Origin of the sequence: Geitlerinema sp. PCC 7407 (assembly GCF_000317045.1) — a bacterium.
Taxonomy (GTDB): domain Bacteria; phylum Cyanobacteriota; class Cyanobacteriia; order PCC-7407; family PCC-7407; genus PCC-7407.
Genome location: NC_019703.1, coordinates 1,934,478 through 1,959,675, shown reverse-complemented (window position 1 = coordinate 1,959,675; position 25,198 = coordinate 1,934,478). Strand labels below are relative to the sequence as shown.

The window sequence follows — 25,198 nt, the reverse complement described above, 5'->3', positions numbered from 1 at the left end:
CGTTCGCAGCGGACTATGCCCTTGGAAGACCTCAGGTCTGGAGCAGCACGCGATCGCGGCGATCGCGCATCCTGTTTCTCCAGAGCCAGTCTCCCGAAGATTCTCCGTGAACCTACGGATTCCGCGCCTTTGAGTTAGATACGCAATATCCATATCTTTTCCGGAATCGACAGCCCATTCCGGACAGTAGAGCTGCCAGTTTCTGACCGAAAATACGGATATTTTGTGGTTCCTCGGCGCTTTTAACCCCCTTAGATTTAGCATAGAGCGCGCGCCTCCTGACTCAGCAGGACCGTGAGCGCTAGCCGCTCCCACGGCATCCTCTGCGGCTTGGCGTTCAGCGGTTCGCTGGGTAGATTTTGACACTTGGCACTTGGCAGCCTTCACCCAATTTAGGCGGCGGCCAAGACTTGGCCAGCCTGCACTGACAAGATCTGCGAGGAGTCGAGCCACTGGGCATCAAAGGCCCCCAGATGGGTCGTGGTAATCAGGGTTTGAAAGCGATCGTGGATGGCCTCGAGGAGCTGATTTTGGCGGTTGAGGTCCAGCTCGGCCAGCACGTCGTCGAGGAGCAGCAGGGGCGGCTCTCCCACCACTTCGTCGATCAGGTTCAGTTCAGCGAGCTTGAGGGCCAGTACCAGCGTGCGCTGTTGGCCCTGGGAGCCGTACTGGCGGGCTGGGGTTTGGTTGATCAGCAGCTCGATTTCGTCACGGTGGGGACCAGCCAGGGTGGTTCCCTGAAACTGCTCCGCCGTGGCGCGATCCTGGAGCTTGGCTAGGAAGGCTTCCTGAATCTGCTCGGGGTCGTCGCTGTCTGCCAGGATGTGGGGCGCATAGCGAATTTCCAGGTGTTCTTTGCTGCCGCTGATGGCCTGGTGCCACGCCTGGGCGATCGGGGCAAGCCGATCGAGGGCGCGCGATCGCCGCCGCATGACTCGGGTCCCCGCCTGGACCAGCTGCGCATCCCACAGGGCCAGCTGCATCGGGTCCATGGGCGGGGCAGAGCCTTGGCTTAGGGCGAGGCGCTGCTGCTTGAGCAGGGCGTTGCGCTGGCGCAAGATCTTGGCGTACTGCTGGGCGATGTAGGCGTAGACCGGCTCTAGCTGCACCAGGAGCGCATCGAGCCAGTTGCGGCGCTGGTCTGGCCCGCCCCGCACCAGATCGAGGTCCAGACTGGAGAACTGCACCGCGTTCAGCACGCCCAAAAAGTCTAGCTGGCGGCGCAGGGCTTCGTGGTTGAGGGAGACGGTCCGGCGGCCAGTCGGGCGCAGGATAATCGCCAAGTCGATGGCTCCCGTGTCTCGCTCCAGAACGGCATTAATCGTGCCGAGGGCCTCGTCATCTTGGACGAGGTCGCGATCGCGCGTCGCCCGGTGCGATCGCAGCGATGACAGCAGCTCCACCGCTTCCAGCAGATTCGACTTTCCCTGGGCATTTTCTCCCACCAAGATGGTCTTGGGGGCACTGAAGTGAACCTGCTGATCTCGATAGTTGCGAAACTGGCGAAGGTGGAGCGTTTTCAAATACATACACGAGCGGGCATAGGCCTAGCCGCCGGAGGACCGTGCTCGATGATAAAGCCGAATCGCCAGCTTTTCCATCTCGATCCAGACAAACATCAGGGAGCTAAAGCCGATGCAAACCAGCAGCTCTAGGCCGCTGATGTAGTGAGTGCCAAAGAAATTGCGCAGGGGCTCCACATACACCAGGGAAAGCTGCAGCAGCGTCGTCAGGATCACCGCCCCCAGGACAAAGGGGTTAGAAACGGGGTTCATCTCCACCGTCAGGCGCGAGTTGGAGCGGACGGCGATCGCGTGGCCCATCTGGGCAATGCACAACGTCGTAAAGACCATGGTCTTCCAGCGCTCGGGCCGCAGCAGATCGCTGGTGACTGCGTTGCTGTAGTTGTAGGCCCACAGCATCAGCGCAATGGTCAAAATCGCAAAAATAATACCGATGCGCACCATATAGGAGCCCAGGCCGCGCGCGAAAATGCTCTCATTGGGGCTGTTGGGCGGGCGCTTCATCACGTCGGGCTCGGGGGGCTCGACAGCCAGGGCCAGGGCCGGCAGACCGTCGGTCACCAGGTTCATCCAGAGGATCTGGAGGGGCGTCAGGGGCACACCGCCCATGGGCAGCAGGATCGGCGCGGCCGCGATGGTGAGCACTTCGCCGATGTTGGAGCCCAGGATGTACTTGATAAAGCGGCGAATGTTGGTGTAGACAACGCGGCCCTCTTCGGTGGCGGCCACGATGGTGGCAAAGTTGTCATCCAGCAAAATCATGTCGCTGGCTTCTTTGCTCACGTCGGTGCCGGTGATGCCCATGGCAATCCCGATGTCGGCCTGCTTGAGGGCGGGGGCGTCGTTGACGCCGTCGCCGGTCATGGCAACAAACTTGCCCCGCCGCTGGAGCGCCTGGACAATTTGCAGCTTGTGCTTGGGGGAAACGCGGGCGTAGACGCTGACGTGATCCACCTGGGATTCGAGGTCTTCTACGCTCATTTTTTCTAGCTCGTGTCCCTCGAGGACGCGATCGCTCGGCTGAGCGATCTTGAGGTCGTGGGCGATCGCCTGGGCCGTCAAGCGGTGGTCTCCCGTGATCATGACCGGGCGAATGCCGGCCTGGCGGCAGCGCTCGACAGCGTCGCGGGCTTCGGGACGCGGCGCGTCCAGCATGCCCACCAGTCCTAGCCAAACCAGGGATTCTTCGACCTGCTCCATCGCGTCTTCGGCGGGCAGCTCGGTCAGGGGCCGATAGGCAAAGCCCAAAACCCGCAGGCCGCGACTGGCCATGTCGTTGTTGCCGTCGAGGGTGGCGCTGCGGTGATCATCGGTGATCGGCTCGAGGCGATCGCCCACCAGCACGCGATCGCACCGCTCCATCAGCAGCTCCGGCGATCCCTTGGCAAACACGTAGTAGGTGGCTCCATCTGTTCCAGGAATGGTGAGCTGATCCGAGGCTTCCCGTTGGCACACTACGCTCATGCGCTTGCGATCGGAGGAGAAGGGAACCTCAGCCACCCGGGGCAGCTTCTTTTTCCACACCTCTTGCTCAAAGCCCGCCTTTCCAGCAAGGGACAACAGCGCGCCTTCCGTCGGGTCACCAATGATCACCCAGTGGTCTTGCTCGTGCTGGAGCAGCGCATCATTGCACAGCAGACTGCCCAGCAAGAGGGTTTGGAGCGCGGGCTGATCGTCGGAGGCGATCGCCTGATCCTGAGCATCAAAAAATTCTCCCTGGGGCGCGTAGCCCTCCCCCGTCACCCGAATGTTTTCTTGGCCCGCTTGCAGCCGCTGGACCACCATCTTGTTTTGGGTCAGAGTGCCGGTCTTGTCCGAGCAGATCGTCGTCACCGAGCCCAGGGTCTCCACAGCGGGCAGGCGACGAATCAGGGCCTGACGCTGCACCATGCGCTGGGTACCGATGGCCAGGGTCACTGTGATCACGGCGGGCAGGCCCTCGGGCACCACGGCCACCGCCATACTCAGGGACACTTCCAGCAGATCCTCGAAGCGGTCCCATCCCCCGACGGCGACGCCGCCAGCAACCACCAACGTCACCAAAACCAAAGAGCCCGTCACCAGGACGTTGCCCAGCTGGCTCATACGCTTTTGCAGGGGAGTCGGCTCGTTTTCGACCCCCTGGAGCATTGAGGCAATGCGGCCCAGTTCCGTTTCCATGGCCGTCGCCGTCACCAGCACCGTGGCCCGTCCCTGGACCACCTCCGTCCCCTGAAAGACCATATTCAGGCGATCGCCCAGAGGAGCACCCTCCTCCATCTGCTGGCTGGCGTCTTTGTCCACGCTGTGGGCTTCCCCCGTCAGGGCCGATTCGCGCACCTGGAGGTTCACCGCCTCCAGCAGCAGACCATCCGCCGACACCTGGGAGCCCGCCTCCAGCAGCATCAGATCCCCCGGCACTAGCTCCTTGGAGGAGACCTCGACCACCTGAGCGCCACGGATCACGCGCACCTTGGGAGACGAGAGCTTTTTGAGGGCGGCCAGGGCCTTTTCGGCGCGGCTCTCTTGCAGATAGCCCAGGATGCCGTTGAGAACCACGATCATGAAAATCGCCACCGCGTCCTTGGGGAACTGCTGCGATCGCACATCGAGGACCGCCGACACCACCGCCACCACGATCAGCATCAGCAACATGATGTTTTTGAACTGATCGAACAGGATCACCCAGGCGCTCCGGCCCGCCCCTTCTTCAATTTCATTGGGGCCGTAGATGGATTGGCGCTGGCTGACCTCTTCTGCGCTCAGCCCCGCCTCTCGATCGCTCCTGAGCAGTTCCAGCGCCTTAGTCGGCTCCAGGGTGTACCACGGCGTCTGGGAGAGATCCGGTGTGGACGCCTGAGCCGAAGCAGAGGAAAGAGAAGAACTCATAGGGGGAACATCCTTGAAACAGTACGCAAAGAGGCAAACAAGATCGACGCTAGGGCACCCAAACCGGGAGCGATCGCGGCAGGACTCGGAAATGGGCAGGCGTCGACGTCACAATTTCCCCATCCGTGTTGATGGGTCGCGGACGGCGCGTATGGACCTCCAGTTCTTGAGCATGGAGCAGGCGTACTCCCATCCATTTCGGATGATGACCATGATAAAGAGCCGGAAACAGCGCCAAAACTTGCCACCAGTGCTGCAATTCCAAACTGTACAGGTCTAGACGCTGATCGTGAATGGTAGCATCGTGGGCCACAGTCATGCCCCCGCCGTAGTGACGACCGTTACCGACTGCAATCTGGATCGTTTTAACGCGAATAAATTCGCCATTAACGCAAATTTCGGCCCGAAACGGCCTTGCGCGCCAAAGCACCCGCAGAGCCGTGGCCAGATAGGCCAGCACGCCCCAGCGCCGCTTGGCATCTCCGCTCAGCTGCTCGGTGATCTGCACGCTCAGGCCCAGGCTGGCCACATTAAAAAAGTAGCGATCGTTCACCTGCCCCAGATCGATGCGCTGAGTGCGGCCTTGGGCGATCACATTGCAGGCGGCCACTATATTCAGCGGAATGCTCAGGGTACGGGCGAGATCGTTGGCAGTGCCCAAGGGCAAAATTCCCAGGGGCAGCTGGGTTTCTAGGAGACCAGCGATCGCCGCGTTGAGGGTGCCATCGCCGCCCCCGATCACTGCGCCATCGACGCGCTGACGGTAGCTGACGATCAGCGGCGAAATCTGCTCGGGGGTTTCGCTGGTCTCTTCAAAGACTTCTAGGCCGAGGGACCGCAGGTAATCAGCGGCCTGGTGGGCGCGGGTCCGCCCCTGGCGGGAGTGGTGGTTGACCAGCAGCAGAACCCGGCGCGGCGGATTTTGGGTTAGGGGCTGGGCAAGGGTTTCTGGAGGGGTCGCGCTGTCTCGAAGGGAGATGTCGTCGGTCATGGGCGTAGGTGCAGTGGACGCGCTCTAGAAAGGCGATCGCCTTGGGGCGTCTCCTGGTTCGCCTTTGCGGCTCTAGCCAGATTTTGCACCCCAATCCCAGGGTAGCAACGTCCTAGCCCTTACCCATTCCTCCATTCAGCTAGTTTTTGCGGATTTTTCTCTTAACCCAGCGCTTGCAGCAGCGTCGGCGCCTGCCACAGCCCGTAGGCCAGCACGCCAAGCAGGGCCGTAATCAGGGCGGTGAAAACGTAGCAAATACACATGAGCAGGCCGTCGGCTTCGAGGGTGGCGATCGCCAGCAGCAAGATGCCCAGGGTCGGAATGGGATTGGTGAAAGGGATCGGCAGCATCAGCAAGATGGTCAGCCAAGCCATGCACAGGCCATTGATATTCCAGATGATGGGATTTTCGGCGATCGTCAAAAAGCGGGGCCGCACCAGCTTCTCGAGCCAGCCCGAAACCCGCTTGAGCTGGACCAGCAGAGAAACGCTAAAGGCCTGGGGAAAGCGAAAGCGGCTGATGTGGCCTGGCAGCCAGGGGGATCGGCGGCCTAGGGCCATTTGCAGCGACAGCAGCAGGCAGGCAGAGCCCAAAATGCTGCTAAACCCAGGCGGCATGGGCAGCAAAAAGGGCAGCACCAGCAGACCAATCACCAGACTGAATCCTCGCTCTGAGGTCTCTGCCAGCACATCCGCAAGGGTGACCGGGGTTTGGGCTGATCGTTGCAGCAGCGCTTCGAGGTCTTGGGAAAATTTGAGGTTCATGGACATGGCAGGCAAGTCAGGCGGGGGGTAAGGGGGAAGTAAAAACTGCTTTTTTTAAGAAAACAATACAAGTCTTTTCAACAGTTGCAATCAAACTTTCGGATATCTTCGATGGGAAATTTTGCATTTGCCAGCCAGGATGACTTCATCCGGGAAGGTGAAGTTTCCTGAAGAGCGAACTTTAGCAGATTTTCAGCGGCGATCGCTCGAATTTCGCTCCCAAAACACGCCTTCTTCATAACCCTGAATTTGGCGATCGCCCTCGGCCAGGTGCAGGCGCTTTTGGGCCAGGCAGCAGTAGAGGAGGTCTAGCTCTACGCCGGCGTAGCGCCGCCCCAGCTTTTTGGCCACCACCGCCGTGGTCCCCGAGCCCAAAAAGGGGTCAAAGACCATATCACCGGGCTGGGAGCTGGCCAGAATGATTTTGGCCAGAAGCTTTTCGGGTTTTTGGGTGGGGTGGTCGGTGTTCTCGGGCATGGACCAAAAGGGCACGGTCAGGTCTGTCCAGAGATTCGATGGATAGGTCAGGCGATAGTTGCCGTCCTCGGTTTTTTGCCAGTCTTTGGGGTTGCCGTGGTCGTCGGTGTAGGGGGCGATCACCCGGCGGCGCAGCCGCACCGCTTCGGCGTTGAAGGTGTAGCGATCGCCCGCCGTACAGAACCAAATATCTTCTGAGCAGTTTTTCCAGTTGTGCTTCGCGCCGCGGCCCTTTTCGCGCTCCCAGGTGATGCGATTGCGCACGATCAGGTACTTTTCGGCCAGGATCTGGATGGCGGCGGCCGATCGCCAATCGCCGCAGATGTACACCGAGGCCGTGGGTTTCAGGACGCCCAGGAGCTTGGGCAGCCAGGAGCCCAGCCAGGCCTGGTAGTCTTCGAGCGATCGCCCCCGAAACGAGCTTTGGTTAAAAGTTTTCGTCAGGTTATAGGGCGGATCGAGAAACAGCAAGTCAACCCAGCCTTGGGGCAGCCAGTCCAGCACCGCAAACAAATCTTGGTGAAGGATGCGATCGCCGAGCATCTCCGCCGACGCCGGTCCCGCCAGGTTCAGCAAGCCCGCCTGATAGTGCTGCTGCTCCTCGGGGGAGAGGGTCAAAGTTCGGTTGTTGGGAGCTTTCGGCTTCTCATCACTCATAGATTCAGCATCTGGGTGGTCTTTGGGTCACCAGCGCGATCGCCCCCGCCAAGAGAATGACCTGATACAGCAGGGGCCAGGGGTTGCGTTTATGATGACGATCGACTGCCGGAATTCTGGCTGTCGCCTGTTCTCTTCGTCCTGCTGTGACTTCGCCGCCCATGCCCGCCTTTTCTGATTCGGCCCCCGCCCAGCATCGCACAGTTTATCCTTTCGGCACCTACATGCTGCATGGGCTCGCGGCCCTGGGGCCTGGGCTTCTGTCGGTGGACGCTGTGCGGGGCTACCTGCTCAAGATTAATCCCCTCAACGACGACACGCTGATTCTCAATCCCCACCATCTGGAGATATTCCGGGACGCTGGGGGCGTGTGCCTCCAGGACGAAGTGCTCTGGTTTACGCGCGATCGCTGGGTGTATCGCTGTCGAGTGGGCGACTTTACCCCCGAGCTATTTGTCGAGCTGGATTACCCGGCGGACGGGGTAGCGGTGTGCGGCTCGACGGTCTACATCAGCAGCCAGCGCCTCGGCTACATCTTGGTCTACAGCCGCGAAACGGGGGACTATATCACGCGGTTCTATGCGCCGGGGGTAGGCCCCGAGCGGATGACCCTACGCGGCGATGAGCTGTGGGTGTGCGATCGCACCGAGCAGACCGTCTACTGCCTGGATCGGGGCACCGGCGACGTGCTCTTCAGCGCCATTACTCCCTTTGAGCACCCCACCGGCCTCGCCTTCTGGCCCCACCCAGAAACCGGCGAAGAGCTCTTGATGGTGGCCTACGCCACCGAAGAGGTCTACGTGCGCGATGACCCCAACACCGACCCGCCCCACACCCTGTCCACGCGCGATCGCACCTTCATTCATCCGCTCCACCTGTGGCGCGACCCCCAGGGACACTACACCCTCTCCAATGGCTACCTCGTCGAGATGTCCTACGTCGAAGAGCTCTCCCCCCTCGACGCCCTGCATCTCACCAACCTAGAGTGGCGCATCACCCTCCCCGCCGACACCCTCCGCCAAAAGGTCCTGCGAGTTGAGCCCGTGGGCTATCCCTTCGAGATCGAGGAGCATCCCAGCGGCCAGCGCATCGCTGTCTTTCGCTTTGGCGAGCTGCAGCCCCACGAAGGGCGCATCTTTGGCTGGCGGGCTCAGCTCGAGGTCCGCGGCATCAAGTACCAGTTCACCCCCGAAGACGTCGAAAATCCCCCCGAGCTGGCCGCCGACTTCCAGGCGCGCTATCTGGTCGATGACGACGAGCTGGCCATGGACACCACCACCATCCAAGCCGCTGCTCGCGAGGCGATCCGCAACGAAACCAACCTGCTGCGCAAGGTGATCAGCATCCGCGACTACGTCTACGATCGCCTGGACTACGCCATCAAGCCCCACATCGACACCCCCGATGTCGTGCTAGAGCGCGGCACCGGCTCCTGCGGGGAATACGTCGGCATCCTGCTCGCCCTCATGCGCCTCAACGGCATTGCCTGCCGCACCGTCGGCCGCTACAAGTGCCCCAAAGTCGGCGCCTACCAGCACCATCTCCCCCTCGAGCCCGACTTCAACCACGTCTGGATCGAGTTCTTCTTACCGGGCTTTGGCTGGGTCCCCATGGAGTCCAACCCCGACGACCTGACCGACAGCTTCCACTACCCGACTCGATTTTTTATGGGGCTGGCCTGGTACCACGCCGAAATCGCCAAAGACATCTCCTTCGAGCGCGTTCTCGCCAATGGCACGCCCATCAAGGAGCTGCCCAACCCAGTTTCCATTGGCGATCTGGCCCTCAACCATATCCGCTTTACCGTCCTGCGAGAGCTGCCTCCCCTGGTTCAGGAGTGACGCTGGCCGCTGGGCTGGATGGAGCCTGCAAACTCGGTGCGGTACAGCACGGCATCCGTCAGGTCAGCGCCGGTCAGGTTCGCCAACCGAAAGTCAGCTCGGCGCAGATTCGTCTTGGTCAAGTCCGTTTTCAGAAACACGGCCTCGGAGAAATTGGCGCTGCTCAGGTCGGCCCCCCGGAGCTTGGCTTCCGTGAGGTCGCTGCCCTGGCCCTCTACCCTGGCCAAGTGCGCCCAGCTCAGGTCGGCCTTGTGCAGCTGGGCGCCCCGCAGATTCGCGCCTAGGAAGATAGCGCCAGCGCCATGGATCTCGACCAGGCGAGCCTCCACCAAAACCGATTGGTAAAGGTGGGCTTGGTGCAGCGACGCATTGTAGAGGTTGGCCTGGCTGAGGTTGGTCTGGCTGAGGTTGCTGCCCACCAAGATCGCCTCGCTCAGGTTGCAGCGCTGGAGGTTGGCGCCGCTCAGATCGGCCCCCCGCAGACGGGTGCCGCTGAGATCTGAGCCAATCAGGTTCGCGCCCCGTAGGTCAGCATTGATCAGGCAGGCTCCCGAGAGGTTGGCCGCCACGAGGTTGGCGCCGCTCAGATCCGCGCCGCTCAGGTCAGCGCCTCGTAGATCCACTCCCACCCCGTCGGCCCCCACCAAGATCGCGTCGGCAAGCTGGGCTCCCTGGAGCAGAGCGCTGTTGAGATTCGCTTCTTTTAAAGAGGCAGCAATTAGCTTGGCGTCTCGAAGATCGGCGGCCTGGAGGTTGGCTTTGTGCAGGTCTGCACCGCGTAGGTTTTGGCCTCGGAGGTTGGCTCCGCTGAGATTTGGGGTCATAGAGGGAGATTTCGCGCGCCACTGAATCCATCTCACCGCACCGCTCTGGAGTTGCGCAAGGTGCTCTGGGTTTGCCATGGGCTTGGTTGGGGTCTATTCGTTGCGCTGGCTGGTGGAGCGATCGCGCCCCACGACGTTTTCGATCGCGGCTAGGGCGGCCTGGGACGCTGCCAAGATATCGCGTTCTTCGCCTCCCAGGTACAGCCGGCCAAAGCTGCCGACGGCCTGCACCTGCAAGATATTGATCAAGGCGGCTTTTTCGGACTCGTTGGCCGCCAGAGCGGCGTAGGCAGCGGGCTCTACTTCCAAGACGTAGAGGGTCTGGCCCGCCAGCAGCAGCTGGCCTCGGCGAGTGCGGTTGATCAGCTGGGCCTGGTAGGGGTCGATGTTGCGAATGATTTGGCTGGAGATGACCCGCGGCTTGATACATTCGCGCTCGCTGACGCCCAAGGTTTCGAGGATGGCGCGTCCGGCGGCCCGGGTTTCTCCTTGGCGGCTGGAGTGGATCTCTAGCAGGCCGTAGAGTCGCTCAACGAACTGCACGCCGGGCCGCACCTCTGCGGCTTTGAGGGCGACGTCGGTGATTCGGTTGATTTCGATGCCGGGGGACAGCTCGATCCAGAGAGAAGAGTCGCCGGGCAGGGGCAAAAACCCTAGCGCCACGGTGCCAATATACGCAGCATGTTGAGGCTGCAAGCTGTCTAGAAAGACATAACTGCGTAGTTCTACGCCCAAAACAACGTCTCCACGGGGGTTTGCAAAGATACAGGCTTTACAGCTTCTTGAGTGTACCAAGACATGCAGCGGGAAAGCCTTTTCTACCAAGAGGTTGACAGGTTGCTGGCCCCAGGTTCTGTCGCGTCAGGCAACCCTAAGAGGCCCTGCTCCCGTTCAACAATTCATTTTTTGTTTTTAGTAATTTTGCAAGTGGGCGATCGCTCACTGATTTTTTAGCCCCGCTTTCAAATCTGGTTGCAGCCATTTTGGAATTGTTTTTGGCAATTTATAGACCAATCTGCGCGATCCCAAAGTATGAACCTTAATGAAGAGTTTAGGCAGTGAGTTGCTTCTCGGGAAATCTAAATAAACCTAGACCCGAGGACATGGTGCTATGAATGCTGAGGAACTACTGCAACGCTACGAAGCCGGAGAGCGTGACTTTAGTCACGAGAATCTCATTGGGATTCGCCTAGAGCATGTTCAGCTGCCAGGAATCAATCTTCAAGGGGCGTATCTGGGCTCAGCCCACCTCAGCCGAACTTCCTTTGTTGGCGCAAATCTTGAGGGTGCCTTTCTCTACGGTGCAGACCTTAGCTACACAAAACTAATTGACGCCAATCTCAGTCACGCAGACCTCACAAAGGCTAACCTCCAAGGCGCGAATCTTGTCCGGGCACAGCTCCCCGAGTGCCGCCTCAGCGGGGCACGCCTCAGCGGGGTAAACCTGCGATCAGCCAACCTCCGTAATGTGAACCTGTGCGGGAGTAATTTGGAGGGGATTAATCTGCGATCGGCTAATCTCTCCGGCGCGAACTTGAGCTGGGCGAACCTAAACGGTGCCCGCCTGAGCGGTGTCCGTTTTGAGGGCGCTATCTTGAGCGGCATCAAGTTGGCAGGCGCTTATATGAATGGGGTCGATTTGCACGGATTTGATCTGGACGGGGTGGATCTGAGCGAGGCCAAGCTCAGCGGCTGCAACCTTAGCGACTCGGTCCTGACGGCGGCCAATCTCTCCGGTGCTCAAATGCGGGTCGCTCGGCTCATTCGCGCCAATTTGCGAGCCGCGAACCTGACTATGGCGCTGCTGCTGCGGGCCAATCTCAGTGAGGCTGACCTGAGCAAAGCCGACTGCTCCACAACGGATTTTCGGGAGGCCGACTGCTCGCAGACCAACTTCAACGGGGCCTTGCTCGAGGGAGCAGATTTCTCAGAGGCGCGGCTCTGCGGGGCATACCTGTGGAGCGCGAAGCTGCGAGATGCGATCCTGCGACGCACCAATTTCCGGGGGGCCAGTCTGCGGGGCGCAGACACCACGGGAGCAGATCAGCAGGATGCAATCTTGACTGAAGCGACGATGCCCGATGGAACTGTTTTTGCCTGATTGAAATGTCTAGAGGGCGATCGCCCGTCCAAGCTCAGAACTCGCAATTTCGTTCATAAAAGTTCGCGCCCAAATGCGATCGCCCTCACGCTTTTTTATTCATACAGCCAGTCAAATAAGACTCGAACCGATAGCTGTCAATCCTGAATAAATTCCGGCACTGACGGCAACTTCTCGGGAGTTTCAAACACTGTTTTTAGACTTTAAAAGTTTCTTTTGAACTTCAAAGGGGGCGATCGCCCCCTTTGAAGTTCAAGAATTTGGACAATCAGAAAGAAATTCCGAGTTGACCATTGATGCCGCGCACAGAGTTGTAGCCAGCGCCTACAAATAGGCGATCGGTCGCGTCTACCTGCACACCGCCCGAGAAGGCAACGCCCTCATCATCGGAATACAGCCCTACACCCACGTAGGGAGAGATCACAGGCAAACTCAAAAACTTCAGGACATCAACGCCAGTCGAGTCATCGATGGTGCCGACCTCAACACCCAGGCCCAAAGCCCTTGCGCCCACCGCCACGCTCACATCTCCATCTTGACCACCGACCGACACCCACGGGCGCGGCACGATTTGGCTAGAGGCGCGATCGGGCGTCAGAGCAACCAGCAGACCAGCCAGCGGGGCGATCGCCCCTAGCAACCATTTTTGGCTCATGACACACACTCCTTAACGCATTTCACTGGGGGGCTCAGTTGACAGCAAGCTGTCCCTGCTACTGTATCTCGAAGGCGATCGCCCAAAGCAGGTTCCCCGCCCCTCGTGAGCCATTCTATTGCCCATGCGAACCATTACCGTCAAGGTCAAGCCCCGCGCCAAAGTGCAGAAGATTACAACGGCCTCAGACGGCAGCCTGATCATTCAGCTTTCCGCACCTCCCGTAGACGGCAAAGCCAACGCAGCCTTGATCGAAATTTTGGCCGACCATTTTGGCGTTTCTCGTCGGCAAATCTCGATCAAATCGGGTCAAACTTCCCGCGCCAAAATTGTCGAAATTGACATCGATTAGAGCCAGGTTTCGCCACAATTTTGGTGCGTTTTTGTGCGCTATTTCTAAGCTGGAAAGAACGCGCTAGCGGCGGCGCTCCTGCAATTTGCGGTACACATCGCGCAGATCAACCTGATGATGGGCCAGGGCCACCAGGGTGTGATAGAAGAGGTCAGCCACCTCCCCGGCGATCGCGTCTTTGTCGTCATCCTTGCAGGCCATCACCACCTCCGCCGACTCCTCGCCGACTTTCTTGAGGATTTTGTTGTCGCCCCCCGCCAGCAGCTTGCAGGTGTAGGAATCGGGATTCGGGCGATCGCGGCGATCGCAGATCACCCCAAACACCTGGGACAGCATATCCGCCGGGGGCGGCGACACCTGGCCGTCCACCTGATGAAAACAGCTCCGCTCCCCCGTGTGGCACGCAATATCGCCAACTTGCTCCGCCGAAATCAGCAGCGCATCGCTATCGCAGTCGTAGCGCAGCGATCGCACTTTTTGGAGATGGCCCGACGTCGCTCCCTTATGCCACAGCTCCGAGCGAGAGCGGCTCCAGAACCAGGTCTCTCCCGTCTCCAGCGTCTTCGCCAGAGACTCCCGATTCATCCAGGCCATCATCAGCACCGTGCCATCGAGATGGTCTTGGACAATCGCCGGCACCAGGCCCTGCTCGTTATATCGAATTTGATCCAGTGGAATCGCGTCAGACCACATTTGCGCGTCAGGCACAGCCAACCCTCGAAACTGAAAACAATGGACAAACCGCAGCGGCAATGCTCGAGATTTTGGGTCAGTTTTGCCCTGGACCCCACACATTCGAGCCACCTTTTAGTCTATCTCGAAGGGCGATCGCCCCTCGCGCCCAGACTTGATCCCCCCATGCCATAGCTTCCGACCGGCCAGACAGGTAGGATTATCAAACGAGCCATCACACCACACAGCCTGTAACCCGTCGGGGAACAGATGGGATCTCCCCACCCCATGGATGGATGACGACACAGACTAAGGAGAGCGTTTTGATTAGCACCAGCCTAAAAACCACTAAATCAGAAGAAATTTTCAACGCTGCCCAAAAACTCATGCCGGGCGGCGTCAGCTCCCCCGTGCGGGCCTTCAAATCCGTCGGCGGTCAGCCCATCGTCTTCGATCACGTCAAAGGCGCCTACGTCTGGGACGTTGATGGCAACCAGTACATCGACTACGTCGGCACCTGGGGCCCCGCCATCTGCGGCCACGCCCACCCCGACGTCTTGTCGGCCCTCCACAGCGCCCTCGACAAAGGCACCAGCTTCGGCGCCCCCTGCGTCCTCGAAAACGTCCTGGCCGAAATGGTCATCGACGCCGTCCCCAGCATCGAAATGGTGCGCTTCGTCAACTCGGGCACCGAAGCCTGCATGGCCGTCCTGCGCCTCATGCGAGCCTTCACCGGTCGCGAAAAAGTGATCAAATTCGAAGGCTGCTACCACGGTCACGCCGACATGTTCTTGGTGAAAGCTGGCTCTGGCGTTGCCACCCTGGGCCTGCCCGACTCTCCCGGCGTTCCCAAGTCCGCCACCAACAGCACCCTCACCGCGCCCTACAACGACCTAGAGGCCGTGAAGGCCCTGTTCGCCGAGAACCCCGATGAAATCGCTGGCGTCATCCTGGAGCCAGTCGTCGGCAACGCTGGCTTCATCACTCCCGATGCTGGCTTCCTCGAAGGACTGCGGGAAATCACCCAAGAAAACGGCGCTCTGCTCGTCTTCGACGAGGTGATGACCGGCTTCCGGATTTCCTACGGCGGCGCCCAAGAAAAATTTGGGGTGACCCCCGACCTGACGACCCTGGGCAAAGTCATCGGCGGTGGTCTGCCGGTAGGCGCCTACGGCGGTCGCCGCGACATCATGGAGATGGTGGCTCCCGCAGGCCCCATGTACCAGGCCGGCACCCTGTCGGGGAACCCCTTGGCCATGACGGCGGGCATCAAGACCCTGGAGCTGCTCCAGAAGCCCGGCTCCTACGAGTACCTCGATCGCATCACGAAGAAGCTCGCCAACGGCCTCCTGGAAGCTGCCAAAGAAGCCGGTCACGCCGTCTGCGGCGGGCAGATCAGCGGCATGTTCGGCCTGTTCTTCGCTGCCGGTCCCGTTCATAACTACGAGGACGCCAAGAAGTCTGATTTGAGCAAGTTCAGCCGCTTCCACCGCGGCATGCTGGAGCAAGGGGTTTACCTGGCTCCGTCCCAGTTTGAGGCTGGATTTACGTCCTTGGCCCACACTGAAGAAGACATCGATCGGACGCTGGAAGCCGCCCGCACGGTGCTGTCGAGCCTCTAGGGCTCTTGGCTTTCTAGATCGGTTGCGCTGTGACGCGATCGCCCTTTGACTGTCTTTCGTCTGGGGATTTTCCGCAGGCCAGATAGCGTTTTGAACAAAACCCCCCGATTGCTTTACCAATCGGGGGGTTTTTTCTAATGCTCGAGGGCTCAGATTAGGAATGGCACCCGCAGCCGCTGTGACCGCAGCCGTCGCCCGACTGGTGGCCATTGGCACAGGCTTCGCAGCAGTAGTACTTTTCGTCCTTGTGAACAGCATCACTGAGGTTCACAACGCACAGGCAAGACTCGCAGGCACACTTCATTTGGGTAACAGTCGTCATGGGTTTGGCCTTCATGGGAAAGATTGCTGTCAGTCATAGACTAACACCTGAACAGATATTCAGATATTTTTTCCAAGAAATTTCATTTTTGGAAGAGTTTGGCCGGTTGATGCGCGACACAAAACTTAAAAGCTAGCCGGGAGAAATTGCCCCCTATGTATCCCAGGGGCAGCAGGACCCTTTTGGGACTAGCGGGCACCCTCAAGACCAGCCGGGGAGAGCATGGTTAAATCGGAACAGCCCGTTCAAACGACGACATGCTCCCAAAGAAGTCCCTGAAGTGGGGATGGCTGGCGATCGCCCCTTTGAGCCTTGCGAGCTGCCAAAGCAAGGTAGATCAGTGTGACCAATTTACCGACATCGCCCGCAGCGCCGCCCAGCAGGCGATCGCCATCGAGCGAGCCCTCCGCAGCAACCAAAGCCAAGAGGCCATCTCCTCCGCCAACGAACTGCTGAGCCTCTCCAATGACCTGCGGGACCTCTCTCCGCGCGATCGCACCCTGCGCAGTCTTCAGGTCGGCTTCAGCGAGATGTACCAGGGCACCAGCCAAGGCGTCCGCAACTTTGTCGCCGCCGAAAAAAGCAACCAGCTAGCCGTCGACACCGCCATCGAGCAGGTGCGCACCGCCACCAGTCGAGAAGCCGAGCTCCTCGCCCAGCTCAACCAGCACTGCCGGCCCTAGCTCACCAGCCCCTTGCCCAAGCGCGACCCAACAGCGCAACTTCCTCCGTTTTGAGCATCAAAGCCCTCCAAGTCCCACAGAATATCCAGTCCTCCGGACAAAGGCCCTCAACCAGCCCAAAAGCTTGTGATAATATGGAAAATCGGCGGATTAGCATTTAGAGGAATAAATCGAAGCCATGGCTTTGCTGCAAGTGCGCAAACAAGAAATCATCAACGACTACCAGACCCACGAAACGGACACCGGTTCCGCCGATGTCCAAGTTGCAATGCTGACCGAGCGGATCAACCGCCTCAGCCTGCACCTGCGTGGCAACAAGAAAGACCATGCTTCTCGCCAAGGTCTGCTGAAGATGATCGGTCGCCGCAAGCGTCTGCTCGCCTACATCCTCAAGCAAGACGAAACGCGCTATCGTGCACTCATTGGTCGCCTTGGTATCCGCGGCTAGTAGAGTTTGATTTGTAAAGTATGGCGTCTGATTCCCAAAACGAGACCAAAGAGCGCGATCGCCTCCCCTTCGAGCCAAGCAAAAGCCGCAAAAAGAGCGAGACCACAGCACCCAAGGGTGAACCTCGCGTCAATGCAGACAAGCAGACCCCAGCGGCTTCTGCGAGTTCTTCCGACAGTAGCCTTGATGCTATTCCAGAAGCCGTCAGCAAGCGCATGCTTCAGCGCATGGGCCTTTTTAGTGGCGTACCGCTGTTTTTCGGCATCGCGTCCTTCTTCGTTAGCTACTTCATCGTAATTGGCGATGTTTTTCCCATGCCGACCTCTGCCGTCGTGCTAGTCAGCATGGGATTTTTTGGTCTGAGCGTTTTGGGTCTCAGCTACGGCGTTCTTTCCGCCTCCTGGGAAGAAGAGATTCTGGGCAGTAAGATCGGCTGGGAAGAGTTCAAAACCAACTTTGGACGCCTCACCGCAGCTTGGCGCGAAGCACGGGACGCTCGCCGTAAAGGATAGTCACCGAAGAGACACCTCACAGGAAAGTAACCATGATTGTCGTCATGAAAAGCGGCTCTCCTGAAGCCGAGATTGCCCGAATCAGTCAGGAACTCAGAGAAAGCTGGAGTTTGACCCCTGAGCAGATCGTTGGCCGCCACAAGGTCGTCATCGGCTTGGTGGGGGATACTGCAGACCTCGACCCGCTCCAGATTCAAGAAATTAGTCCGTGGATTGAGCAAGTCCTCCGAGTCGAGCAGCCCTTCAAGCGGGCCAGTCGGGAATATCGCCACGGCGAACCCAGCGAAGTGGTGGTCCCTACTCCCAACGGTCCAGTGGCCTTTGGTGAGCATCACCCAATCGTGATCACGGCAGGCCCTTGCTCCGTCGAGAACGAAGAGATGATCGTTGAGACGGCGCGGCGCGTCAAAGCGGCAGGGGCTCACTTCTTGCGGGGTGGAGCTTTCAAGCCTCGCACCTCTCCCTACGCCTTCCAGGGCCACGGCGAGAGCGCTCTGGACCTGTTGGCCAAGGCGCGGGAAGCAACCGGCTTGGGCATCATCACAGAGTTGATGGATGCAGCAGACCTAGAAGTGCTGGCAGAGGTGGCGGACGTCATCCAGATCGGCGCTCGGAACATGCAGAATTTTTCGCTGCTCAAGAAAGTGGGTGCTCAGGACAAGCCGGTGCTGCTCAAGCGCGGCATGTCTGCCACGATCGATGAGTGGCTGATGGCAGCGGAGTACATCTTGGCCGCTGGTAACCCCAACGTGATCCTGTGTGAGCGGGGCATCCGGACGTTCGATCGTCAGTTTGCGCGCAACACGCTGGATCTGTCGGTGCTGCCGGTGCTGCGATCGCTCACGCACCTGCCGATCATGATCGACCCCAGCCACGGCACAGGCCGCGCTGAGTACGTTCCGGCGATGGCCATGGCGGCGATCGCGGGCGGTACGGACTCCCTCATGATCGAGGTCCACCCGAATCCTGCGAAGGCTCTGTCCGACGGTCCCCAGTCCCTCACCCCCGATCGCTTTGATCAGCTGGTACAGGAACTCGCCGTCATCGGCAAAGCCGTGGGTCGCTGGCCGCAAAACGCTCCCCAGCCCGCCCTAGCCTAGTCGCTACTCGGATCTTTACCCTCTACGCTAAAGCTTTATGGTGATTGACCTTCCGGGCATCACCCTCAGACCCGCTCAAGACGCTGACCTCAACCAAGTGGTTAGTCTTGAGCGGCTTTGTTTTGCCCCGACCCAGAGTGACGCCGACATTCAGCAGGCTTGGTTTAGTCAGGGGCTCAACCGCCCAGGACGGCAGCAGATGTTGGCCCTAGACGCCGCTTCTGGTGAAGCCATCGGAACCTACGCCCAGCTCGACTTACAGATCTTTCTTGAGGGTCAGGACCTGCCCGCCAAAGGCATTGCAGGACTGGCCGTCGCTCCCCATCGCCGAGGCCAGCGAGTGGCTCGCTTCTTGATCGAGCAGTCTCTCAAAGCTTTTCAGGCCGCAGGCCAGCAGGGCAACGGATCGCCCGTCCCCCTGGTGATGCTTTATCCGTTTCGCCACGCCTTTTATCGGCGACTCGGCTGGGCATGGGTGGGCCGCGTCCATCAGTACGCTGTGGCGCCCGAGAGCATTCCGGCCTATCCGGAGCGGCACAATGTGGTTCCCTATCAGGCTGAAACCCACGAGCAGGCGCTGTACGACACCTATCTGCGGTCTGCCAGTCGCCACAACGGCTGGCTGCGCCGACAGGTCTTGCAGTGGGAAATGCGTCTGCGGCCCGAGCCGGGCAAGGTGATCTATTGCTACGAGGAAGCGGGCAAGCTGCTGGGATACGTGATTTTGCAGTTTGGTCAGACGGGCGATCGCTGCACAACCGTTAGCATCCTGGAGTGGGTCGCTGTCAACGTTGACGCTTATCGAGGCATTCTTGGCTTCCTGTCGTCTCTGCGAGACCAAGTTTCTACGATTTTCTGGAACACGTACCCAGAGGACCCCTTTCCTCATCTGCTCGAGGAGCAGCGCCAAGCTCATACTCACGCGCCACTTTTTAGCATCGTGCCGCCTTTTGGCCAGATTGGGGGCGGTTTTATGTGGCGCCTTGTAGACCTGGCCGCCGCTTTTCGGCTGCGACCCGTTCATGCTGGGCCGCCTTTCATTCTGACGTTTCAGGTGCGCGATCCCATACTGGGCAATCAAACCATCACGGCTAACTTTACTGCTGGCCGGATGCACCCCGTGTCTCAGCCAGTGCCCGCCGTGGTCACCACCTCCATTGAGCATCTGACGGAGATGTTTTGCGGGATGCGGCGACCGACGGAGCTGCTGTGGACGCGGGAAATTGAGTTCGAGGGCGATCGCGCTTTGCTGCAGCGCCTCGAAGCTGCCTGGCAGTGCATCCCACCCTTTTGCTGGGACGTCTTTTAGGGTTTTTCGCCACTCTCAGGCGGCAGCTCTGGCTCGGAATGGGCGTCGTGGGCCAAGTCCTGGATTTGGCGATCGAGGTGTTGCAGGACTCGATTGAGGGCTGGCAACGCTTCTAGCGAGGCCTCCGACAGGGTCCCATCTTGCCCCTTGCTGCGCTGGCGAATCTCATTCACCGTCTGCTGAAGTCGCTGAGCAATGCGCAGCGCCTCTTGGCTGAGGCGGTCTAGACGCTGCTGCTCATGGAAGCGCAGCGCAGCCCCCCGCAAAACCTGCAAAGTTGCTTCTTCTCCCCAGGCGCCGGGCATGAGGCGAATGCGCAGCAGGACGCGCTGGCCCTGGTAGAGGCGCTCGATCTCGACCTGCTTTGGCTTTTGGACAGTGACCATGGAGGTCTGAGCCAGGCGCTTGAGCTCGTTGAGGAGAGCCTGGAAGAGGGACTGGGGTAGAGCTTCGATGACCGACTGAAGTACGCCGTCTTGGCTCCAGAGAATGCGGCCAGAATGGTCGTAGCGCTCAAAATAAAGTCGCCCGATACCGCCCAGCAGTGCTCGTCCCAGCAGCTCCTGCAAAAGTTTTTGGGGAGGTAGGGTAACCAGGTGCTGAACTGGCTCGGCCAGGTGGCTTACCTGCAATACAAGAAGCGGAATTCTGGGGTGGGGGTCGGGTGCAGGCGGTGGAGGCGGCAGCGGGGGCGGGGCGATCGCCTCAGGCTCTGGTCCCTCGGTCAAAATCAAGGTTCCCTCGTCAACAGGGGGCTCAGGGCAGGGGCGATCGCGCGGGGCCACAAAGCCATCCGTCACTAGGGTCGGGCTGTCCACGATCAGGGTTTCCCGCGTCTCTTGGAGCGATCGCGGGTCCAGGGGCGGCGCGGTGGGGTGGAGGTTTTTGTAGTGGAGATAGGCTGACAGCAGCGCGTGGTGAGCGTCGGGGGCGATCGCCTGGGGCTGAGGCGAGCAGTTCATAAACGCCAAAATTCGCCGCACATAGTCCATAGCCGCCCGATCGCTCGGATCCACCATCGCCAAGCGCAGCCGACTGCCCTCCAGAGCCACCGGAAACACCTGATGATACAGGCACGCCTCAAAGGGCAAAATGCTGTCGATTAGGCGAAACGCTTGCTCAGCGTCGACTTGGGCCGCCGTCAGGGGCGAATTTTGGGCCATCGCAGGAGACTCAGAGCGACGCGGAATGGCTGCTCCGGCAGCGGAGCAATCATCAGTGGGAGGGAACGCCATGGGTAGAGCCCGAGGACAAATGAAGGGGTATGGGACGAGGGGCTCCATGGGCTGCAATGGGATGGCAAACAGCGATCGCAAATTCGAGGCGATCGCCCAATCCCCAGCAGATCTCAAAGCCCGGTCACGAAATATCAGAAGAAAACTTGCACTAGATATGAGGCGGCACCCTGGAAGTGACCTTGACCCGGCAAAACCGGCAGTCACCTCCCGCCCCCACTTCTGTACTCAGCACAGAAGTTGATCGATGTGGATCAATACTATCCTAGACGCCCCATTGGCTAGTCCTCCGGATCGAGTTGCGAAGTTTTATCGAAAGCTGCAACCGATCGCCTGCGACGGGTCCCGCGCTGAGCTAGAAAGAGCCCAAGACTTTCCCATCACGACACGTTTCGCAAAGCTTGGGCCGCCAGGTAAAGCTTTCCCCACTCTCCCATCACTTGATGGGTTTTGAGATTGAGCTCTTTGGCGATCGCCTCTGGCTTTTGGCCCTCCTTGAGGTGCTCTAGCAGCAGCTGCTGCACCGGCGTGAGCGTCTCCCAAAACTGCTGCCACTGCTCGGGAGTCAGGCCCAAGCTGTGCTCCTGTAGCGAAGTTTCGAGCCAGCTAGCCACCAGCTCTGGCTGCCCCTTGAGGGCAAAGACGCGAACTGCGTGGTAGCTAATTTTTTCCCGAAGGCGATAAACCTGCTTGATCGGCACGCCCAGCAGCTTGGCAATGGACTCCTGGGAGCGCCCCTGGAGGTGAAGCTGCAGCCACCGTGCCGCCAGGGGGTCAACGTTTTCGACCAAATACGCCTCAAATTCTTGCTGAACGCCATTGCGCAGGCGCTGACGCTCTTCCCACTCCTGCTCCTCTTGGTATTGAGCAACCGCCTGATTGTCCAGCAGGCTAATGGGGTTTTCGGCATCGTCAGGGGCGATCTCCTCAGAAACCAAGCGCACTAGCTCGCCGCCCGGCACTTGGGTCATGCCGCCCCGCTGCGATCGCCGCAGGTAGTTCACAAACCGGTATACCAGCAGCGGCTGGTTGCGGATCGGGCGCAGACAATACTCTTCCAAGCTGGCCAGCAGCAGAACGTTGCGCAACACCGAGCTGCGCGTGCACTGAGCAATCCAGGCGATCTGCTGCTGCATGTAGCGATCGCTTTGCAGCAGTTCCTGCACCACCTCTTGCAGCACATCCATGACCGTCCGATGGCGATCGCGGCTCAGAGAGACCCAAGTCCGAATCTTGTTGCGGATCAAAAACAGGCTGCTAAGCCGCTGGAGCAGCTTTTGGTAGGCGCGATCGGGCGCTACCCCCAGATAGCGCTGGACCAAAATTCGGTAGCGGTAGTCCATGGCCTGTTGGGCGATCGCCAACTGGTCCGGGTCCAGCCCCTCAAAGCGCGTCTGATCTTCGCCTAGCAACCAGTTGACGATGCCTTCACGCACCGCCTCGCTCTGATCAGCGCAGTCTTGCTGCAAGCGCGATCGCCAACCATCAGCCAACTCTTCAGCTAATGTCATGAATGCAGTCCTGCCCTCTCTCTCAAGGTTTACGGCACCGCTCAAAGGTTTACCTCCCTGCCGATGAGACCATCGGCCTAGTTGTGCACCTCAGAACTATCAGATTCTTCAATACAAGCCACCAACTGCCGCAGCGTATCCGTTAGCTGAGCAAGACGTTTGTGGGAAGCATTTTGCGTCTCGGCCAAGGTTTGTACTGCGTCGCTGAGGGCAAAAATTTGGTATCCCTGCTGCTGCACTTGGTGAGATTGCTGTTGGACCTGCGTCGTCAGCGCATCAATGCGATCCGCCAAACGATCGACCGTTTCCGTCGTCGCCAAAACCGCTTCTCCAATCTGCTGAACAATCGACTCCAACTTCTCCAAACGAGCATCCACTCCTCAAAACCCTCTTTTTGGATAGATTACAAAGCCATTCACTGTCATTCCTAACACTTATTTATTCTCGATGCCTCTATGGACGGGGCGATCGCCACTCCCCTAGCCACAACCCGCCAACAGCGCGATCGCCTTCTCCTTCTTCTTGCGTACCTCCACTCTTACGTACTTTCACATAAAAGAGGCCCGCTTCTGACCTCCAGAATTTTGCTACCCATGGACAGAGGAGACTTTATACAAACTTCACACAGGCCCTGGATTCCTCAGAATGTCGACCAAGATTTCGCAAAGTTCGTGGTCTAACTCTATATGTCCTCCCAGAAGCGCACTATGATTTGGATTAGTTACACGTACGTGGTTATACGGTTTTTTTACAACGAAAAGCAAAGATGACCAACTCCGCCATGTCCTCGCTGATCGCCCCGTCTACCGAGATTGTGGCCCCTATCGCCAGCCAAACAGCGCACCCCTCAGCCTACTCAGCTTTCAAACGCCTTCTTGACATTGTCGGCAGCTTGGTTGGCCTATTGATCCTAGGTATTGCTTTCGTGCCGATCGCTCTCGCCATCAAGCTGGACAGCGCAGGACCCATATTATACTCACAGGAGCGATATGGACTCCAGGGACGCCGCTTCCGGATTTGGAAGTTCCGGTCGATGGTCTCCAATGCCGAAGCCCTCAAGCAGCAGGTCAAAAACGAGGCTAAAGGACTCATTTTCAAGAACGAGAACGATCCGCGCATCACCCGAGTTGGTCGTTTTTTGCGCCGCACTAGCCTAGACGAGCTGCCCCAGTTTTGGAATGTGCTGATGGGCGAGATGAGCCTGGTCGGTACGCGTCCGCCAACCCATGATGAAGTGACGCGCTACGCAGATCACCACTGGCAGCGCCTCAACGTCAAGCCGGGTCTGACGGGCGAATGGCAGGTCAACGGCCGCTCCAGCATCAAGGACTTCGAAGACATCGTGGCGCTGGATCTGCGCTACCAAGACTGCTGGCATCCGCTCTATGACGTGACGCTGATTCTGCGGACGATTCAGGTTTTGCTGAGCCGCTCTTCTGGCGCTTGCTGAGCCGAACCAAGATTGACAAAAGCCCCCATCAATCGCTGTAGAGCCTCCTGAGTTCAGGGGGCTTTTTAGTTGCAGCAGTTTATCTTAGGACAACAATGGCGATCGCCCCATCCTTGTCAGGGTGTGGGGCGATCGCTCAATTCGACTTTGACTTTACGGCGTCTAGCTCGCCTAAACCTGGGCTATTTCAGGCCTAGCTTTCCTAGCCGTGGCGGCCCTGGTGCCACTGCCAGGCGTGGGTAATGATTTCTTTCATATCTGTATATTGGGGCTGCCAACCCAGAACGCGACGGGCCTTTTCGCTGCTGCCCACCAGCATCGGCGGGTCTCCCGGACGGCGATCGCACTCCACCACCGCGATCTCGCGGCCCGTCACCTCGCACGCCGCCTCGATCACCTCTCGCACCGAGAAGCCGTTGCCATTGCCCAAGTTAAACACGTCTGTATTTCCGCCCTTGAGCAAATATTCCAGACCCAGGACGTGGGCATCCGCCAGATCGGACACGTGGATATAGTCACGAATACAGGTGCCATCCGGCGTCGGATAGTCCGTCCCAAACACCGAGATCGCCTCCCGGGCTCCCAGAGCCGTTTGCAGCACCAGCGGAATCAGGTGGGTCTCCGGATTGTGGTCTTCGCCCAGCAGGCCATTGGGAGAAGCCCCCGCCGCGTTGAAATAGCGGAAGTAGACCGACTTCAGGCCATAGGCGTGGTCAAAGTCCCGGAGCATCTGCTCCACCATCAGCTTGCTGGCGCCGTAGGGATTGACCGGGCTCTGGGGGTGATCCTCCGGAATTGGGATGGTCTGGGGCTCCCCGTAGGTCGCGCAGGTCGACGAAAAAACAAACCGCTTCACAGACGCGGCCACCATGGCTTCGAGCAGCGTCAGCGTTCCAACTACGTTGTTGCGATAGTACTTGGCCGGATCTTGGACCGACTCACCGACATAGGCGTAGGCCGAGAAGTGCATCACCGCCGCGATCGCCCGGCTTGCAAAAATCTGGTCGAGCAGCGCGCGATCGTTGGTGTCACCCACGATCAGCTCTGCCTTGAGCACCATCTCCACCAGATCCCGGTGGCCGTAAACCAGGTTATCGAGAATGACAACCGAATAGCCTGCTTGCTGGAGCGCAAGCACCGCGTGGGAGCCGATGTAGCCAGCTCCTCCTGTCACAAGAATCGTTGGTTTTTCTTGGGTCACAGCACATTGAGGATGGGGGTCGTCATACAGCTTAACGGTTCTACAAGAGAGAATTCTTGAAGTTTTGACCTTGCCGTTTA

At 59.3% G+C, this 25,198-nt stretch carries 24 protein-coding genes; 10 read left to right on the top strand and 14 right to left on the bottom strand.

Translation table 11 applies throughout. The features are described 5' to 3' along the window. Positions 1-392: 392 nt before the first annotated feature. The 5 genes from recF to GEI7407_RS08265 all read right to left on the bottom strand — a co-directional run bounded on the left by recF (position 393) and on the right by GEI7407_RS08265 (position 7,280). Complete coding sequence (recF, locus tag GEI7407_RS08285) at positions 393-1,529, bottom strand: DNA replication/repair protein RecF (protein WP_015171696.1); 1,137 nt, start codon at positions 1,527-1,529, stop codon at positions 393-395. An 18-nt stretch (positions 1,530-1,547) separates the two neighbouring features. After that, positions 1,548-4,391, bottom strand: a complete 2,844-nt coding sequence (locus tag GEI7407_RS08280; protein ID WP_015171695.1) for a cation-translocating P-type ATPase — start codon at positions 4,389-4,391, stop codon at positions 1,548-1,550. 49 nt (positions 4,392-4,440) lie between these two features. After that, positions 4,441-5,382, bottom strand: a complete 942-nt coding sequence (locus GEI7407_RS08275) for a lipid kinase (protein WP_015171694.1) — start codon at positions 5,380-5,382, stop codon at positions 4,441-4,443. Positions 5,383-5,543: 161 nt separating this feature from the next. Continuing rightward, complete coding sequence (locus tag GEI7407_RS08270) at positions 5,544-6,146, bottom strand: exopolysaccharide biosynthesis protein (protein WP_041268340.1); 603 nt, start codon at positions 6,144-6,146, stop codon at positions 5,544-5,546. Between the two features lie 192 nt (positions 6,147-6,338). Continuing rightward, complete coding sequence (locus tag GEI7407_RS08265; protein WP_015171692.1) at positions 6,339-7,280, bottom strand: site-specific DNA-methyltransferase; 942 nt, start codon at positions 7,278-7,280, stop codon at positions 6,339-6,341. Between the two features lie 161 nt (positions 7,281-7,441). On the opposite strand from GEI7407_RS08265, the gene GEI7407_RS08260 reads away from it, so the two are divergent. Then, positions 7,442-9,121, top strand: a complete 1,680-nt coding sequence (locus tag GEI7407_RS08260; protein ID WP_015171691.1) for a transglutaminase family protein — start codon at positions 7,442-7,444, stop codon at positions 9,119-9,121. On the opposite strand, the gene GEI7407_RS08255 is transcribed toward GEI7407_RS08260, so the two are convergent. Together GEI7407_RS08255 and GEI7407_RS08250 are read right to left on the bottom strand one after the other, a co-directional pair. Further along, complete coding sequence (locus GEI7407_RS08255) at positions 9,112-9,945, bottom strand: pentapeptide repeat-containing protein (protein WP_223294502.1); 834 nt, start codon at positions 9,943-9,945, stop codon at positions 9,112-9,114. The genes GEI7407_RS08260 and GEI7407_RS08255 overlap by 10 nt on opposite strands. A gap of 93 nt (positions 9,946-10,038) precedes the next feature. Beyond that, complete coding sequence (locus tag GEI7407_RS08250; protein ID WP_015171689.1) at positions 10,039-10,680, bottom strand: microcompartments protein; 642 nt, start codon at positions 10,678-10,680, stop codon at positions 10,039-10,041. A 376-nt stretch (positions 10,681-11,056) separates the two neighbouring features. On the opposite strand from GEI7407_RS08250, the gene GEI7407_RS08245 reads away from it, so the two are divergent. Then, positions 11,057-12,046: a pentapeptide repeat-containing protein gene (locus GEI7407_RS08245; RefSeq protein ID WP_015171688.1), complete on the top strand. Its 990-nt coding sequence runs from the start codon at positions 11,057-11,059 to the stop codon at positions 12,044-12,046. A 268-nt stretch (positions 12,047-12,314) separates the two neighbouring features. Here the strand turns inward: GEI7407_RS08245 and GEI7407_RS08240 are convergent, their stop codons facing one another. Next, positions 12,315-12,701, bottom strand: coding sequence for a hypothetical protein (locus GEI7407_RS08240; protein ID WP_015171687.1), 387 nt, complete (start codon positions 12,699-12,701; stop codon positions 12,315-12,317). Positions 12,702-12,825: 124 nt separating this feature from the next. On the opposite strand from GEI7407_RS08240, the gene GEI7407_RS08235 reads away from it, so the two are divergent. Continuing rightward, positions 12,826-13,053, top strand: a complete 228-nt coding sequence (locus GEI7407_RS08235) for a DUF167 domain-containing protein (RefSeq protein WP_015171686.1) — start codon at positions 12,826-12,828, stop codon at positions 13,051-13,053. 63 nt (positions 13,054-13,116) lie between these two features. Here GEI7407_RS08235 and hisIE read toward each other — a convergent pair whose 3' ends face one another. Then, positions 13,117-13,746, bottom strand: coding sequence for a bifunctional phosphoribosyl-AMP cyclohydrolase/phosphoribosyl-ATP diphosphatase HisIE (gene hisIE, locus GEI7407_RS08230; RefSeq protein ID WP_015171685.1), 630 nt, complete (start codon positions 13,744-13,746; stop codon positions 13,117-13,119). Positions 13,747-14,021: 275 nt separating this feature from the next. On the opposite strand from hisIE, the gene hemL reads away from it, so the two are divergent. Next, a complete protein-coding gene (hemL, locus tag GEI7407_RS08225; protein WP_015171684.1) occupies positions 14,022-15,347 on the top strand; it encodes a glutamate-1-semialdehyde 2,1-aminomutase in 1,326 nt (441 codons plus the stop codon). 154 nt (positions 15,348-15,501) lie between these two features. On the opposite strand, the gene GEI7407_RS19990 is transcribed toward hemL, so the two are convergent. Further along, on the bottom strand, positions 15,502-15,669 hold the full coding sequence (locus GEI7407_RS19990) for a metallothionein (RefSeq protein WP_015171683.1): 168 nt from the start codon (positions 15,667-15,669) through the stop codon (positions 15,502-15,504). 257 nt (positions 15,670-15,926) lie between these two features. On the opposite strand from GEI7407_RS19990, the gene GEI7407_RS08220 reads away from it, so the two are divergent. The 5 genes from GEI7407_RS08220 (at position 15,927) to eis (ending at position 19,721) form a co-directional block, all read left to right on the top strand. Beyond that, positions 15,927-16,352 carry a hypothetical protein gene (locus GEI7407_RS08220; protein ID WP_015171682.1) on the top strand — a complete coding sequence of 142 codons (426 nt, stop codon included), beginning with the start codon at positions 15,927-15,929 and terminating at the stop codon, positions 16,350-16,352. Between the two features lie 178 nt (positions 16,353-16,530). After that, positions 16,531-16,800 (top strand): 30S ribosomal protein S15, encoded by a 270-nt coding sequence (rpsO, locus tag GEI7407_RS08215; RefSeq protein ID WP_015171681.1) that lies wholly within the window; start codon positions 16,531-16,533, stop codon positions 16,798-16,800. Between the two features lie 20 nt (positions 16,801-16,820). Beyond that, positions 16,821-17,312 carry a PAM68 family protein gene (locus GEI7407_RS08210; protein WP_015171680.1) on the top strand — a complete coding sequence of 164 codons (492 nt, stop codon included), beginning with the start codon at positions 16,821-16,823 and terminating at the stop codon, positions 17,310-17,312. A gap of 32 nt (positions 17,313-17,344) precedes the next feature. Continuing rightward, entirely contained in the window at positions 17,345-18,412 is a 1,068-nt protein-coding gene (aroF, locus tag GEI7407_RS08205) for a 3-deoxy-7-phosphoheptulonate synthase (protein ID WP_015171679.1), read from the top strand. A gap of 37 nt (positions 18,413-18,449) precedes the next feature. After that, positions 18,450-19,721 (top strand): enhanced intracellular survival protein Eis, encoded by a 1,272-nt coding sequence (eis, locus tag GEI7407_RS08200; RefSeq protein WP_015171678.1) that lies wholly within the window; start codon positions 18,450-18,452, stop codon positions 19,719-19,721. Here eis and GEI7407_RS08195 read toward each other — a convergent pair. The 3 genes from GEI7407_RS08195 to GEI7407_RS08185 form a co-directional block, all read right to left on the bottom strand. After that, the gene (locus GEI7407_RS08195; protein ID WP_150109741.1) at positions 19,718-21,073 is read right to left on the bottom strand and encodes a pilus assembly protein PilB; all 1,356 of its coding nucleotides are present in this window, start codon (positions 21,071-21,073) and stop codon (positions 19,718-19,720) included. The genes eis and GEI7407_RS08195 overlap by 4 nt on opposite strands. A 263-nt stretch (positions 21,074-21,336) precedes the next feature. Further along, the gene (locus GEI7407_RS08190) at positions 21,337-22,467 is read right to left on the bottom strand and encodes a HetZ-related protein 2 (protein ID WP_015171676.1); all 1,131 of its coding nucleotides are present in this window, start codon (positions 22,465-22,467) and stop codon (positions 21,337-21,339) included. Positions 22,468-22,544: 77 nt separating this feature from the next. Then, the gene (locus GEI7407_RS08185; RefSeq protein ID WP_223294501.1) at positions 22,545-22,823 is read right to left on the bottom strand and encodes a hypothetical protein; all 279 of its coding nucleotides are present in this window, start codon (positions 22,821-22,823) and stop codon (positions 22,545-22,547) included. A gap of 425 nt (positions 22,824-23,248) precedes the next feature. Between GEI7407_RS08185 and GEI7407_RS08180 the strand changes: the two genes are divergently transcribed. After that, the gene (locus GEI7407_RS08180) at positions 23,249-23,917 is read left to right on the top strand and encodes a sugar transferase (protein ID WP_051030852.1); all 669 of its coding nucleotides are present in this window, start codon (positions 23,249-23,251) and stop codon (positions 23,915-23,917) included. 202 nt (positions 23,918-24,119) lie between these two features. Here the strand turns inward: GEI7407_RS08180 and galE are convergent, their stop codons facing one another. After that, a complete protein-coding gene (gene galE / locus GEI7407_RS08175) occupies positions 24,120-25,118 on the bottom strand; it encodes a UDP-glucose 4-epimerase GalE (protein WP_015171673.1) in 999 nt (332 codons plus the stop codon). Positions 25,119-25,198 lie beyond the last annotated feature (80 nt).